The following is a 1,678-nucleotide window of genomic DNA, read 5'->3' as shown; positions in this document are numbered from 1 at the left end:
CTGAGAAGTGGGAAGCCTCGCCCGTGGCGCGTCAGCGCTTAGGGCGGGGAGCAGTCACCTCGTCGTCGACCCGCACCGAGAAGGCCACCAGTTCGTAGCGCAGGTCGTCGGCCAGGGTGCCGCGCAGGCCGATCTCGCGGTTCAGGGCCTGCTGCGGCTCGATGGCCGGATTGAAGCCGCCGCGGCCGTCGTCACGCGCGAATTCTGTGAAGGTGGGGGTCTCGAAGGCGTTGCCGAGGGTGGCGTAGACCTGATGGTCGGGGTGATAGCGGTAGCTCAGCCCCAGGCTGCCGGTCCATTCGCGGAAGGTGTGGCTGCCGCTGTCGTCGCGGCCGTCGCCGAAGTAGTCGTCGTCGATGGTCATGCGCACCCGGTCGTAGCGCACGCCGGCGCTCAGGTCGAGCGCCTCGGTCAGGCCCAGCTCCGCCTGCAGGAAGGCGCCGGTGGCGGTGGCGTTTTGCTGTTCGTCGGCGCTGCGCGCGATGATTTGTCCCTGGCCGTCGACCCGGTGACGCCCGCGGTCATCCTCCTGGCGGCTGATGTCGAGGCCGGCGACATAGCGCAGCGGAAGCCCGCCCAGCGCCGTCGCCTGGGTGTAGTCGGCTCCACCACCGTAATAGTGCCGCTGGTAGTCGATCAGGCTGTTGCCGGGGAAGGGCAGCTGCTGCTCGAAATCGCGCCGACTGACGAAGCCGCGCAGGTTGAGCTCGCCGCCCGCCAGGTCGCGGTCCTCGTAGAACAGGCCCAGCAGCTGCTGTTCCACCGCCTGGCCGGCGTCGAGTGCCAGTGAGTCCGGCGCCGCCTGGCGGCGGTCCTCGGCGACCTCTTCGGCGGTCAGCCCGCCAGGGTCCTCGGCAGTGGGCAAGTCGAGCACGTTGAGCAGCGCCGACAGTGTGCGGTCGTCATCCAGCCGGTAGCCGAGCCGCGCGTTGAGCAGGCGCTTCTCGACGGCGCTCTGCTCGCGATAGCCGTCGAAGTCCAGCGCCGAGAGGCTGACGCTGTGCACCCAGTTACCGGTCTCGCCCCCCTGACGCACGGCCAGCTTGTAGAAGTCATCGCTGCCGCCCTGCAACCGCACCACCGGCGAACGGCGCAGCTCGCTGCCGTCGCCGGTAGTGATGTCGATCACCCCGCCGGCGGCGTTGCCGTAGAGCACCGAGGCGGGGCCGCGTATCACCTCGATGCGCTCGGCGCTGTCCAGATCCACGGCATCGATCTGCGCCTGGCCGTCGGGGAGGGTATAGGGGATGCCGTCGACGCGGATGTGCAGGCCGCGGATGCCGAAGGTGCCGCGGGCGCCGAAGCCGCGGCTGGAGATGCGCTGCCCCTGGGCGAAGTTGTCGCGGTTCTGCAGGAAGAGCCCGGGCACCGGCGCCAGGGCCTCGTCGAGGCGCACGCCCTGCTCGCCCCGCTGGATCTCCTCCCGGGTGACCGCCGAGACGGCCGCCGGGGTGTCGTAGAGGCGTCGCTCCAGGCGCGGCGCGCTCACGGTGATGGTAGGGAGGGCCTCGGCGTTGTCATCGCCGGCCTCCTGGGCCGGTGCCTCGATAACGACGAGGCACCCGAGGAGGGAAGCACCTTTTCTCATGATCGCGGAAGCCCTTCTCGTCGTGTCTCAATCAGCAAAAAAATCCGCGTGAACCCTCGCCCACTCGGGCGGGGAGGTAAGCGAGCAGTG

General features: G+C 69.7%; 1 protein-coding gene. It reads right to left on the bottom strand.

The window, feature by feature from the left end; all coding sequences use genetic code 11:
- Positions 1–31 precede the first annotated feature (31 nt).
- Positions 32–1,588, bottom strand: coding sequence for a TonB-dependent receptor (locus FEF15_RS19135; RefSeq protein WP_163561064.1), 1,557 nt, complete (start codon positions 1,586–1,588; stop codon positions 32–34).
- Between the last annotated feature and the right edge of the window lie 90 nt (positions 1,589–1,678).

Origin of the sequence: Halomonas sp. NO4, from assembly GCF_010994375.1 — a bacterium.
Taxonomy (GTDB): domain Bacteria; phylum Pseudomonadota; class Gammaproteobacteria; order Pseudomonadales; family Halomonadaceae; genus Halomonas.
This window is presented reverse-complemented; position numbering and strand designations above follow the sequence as displayed.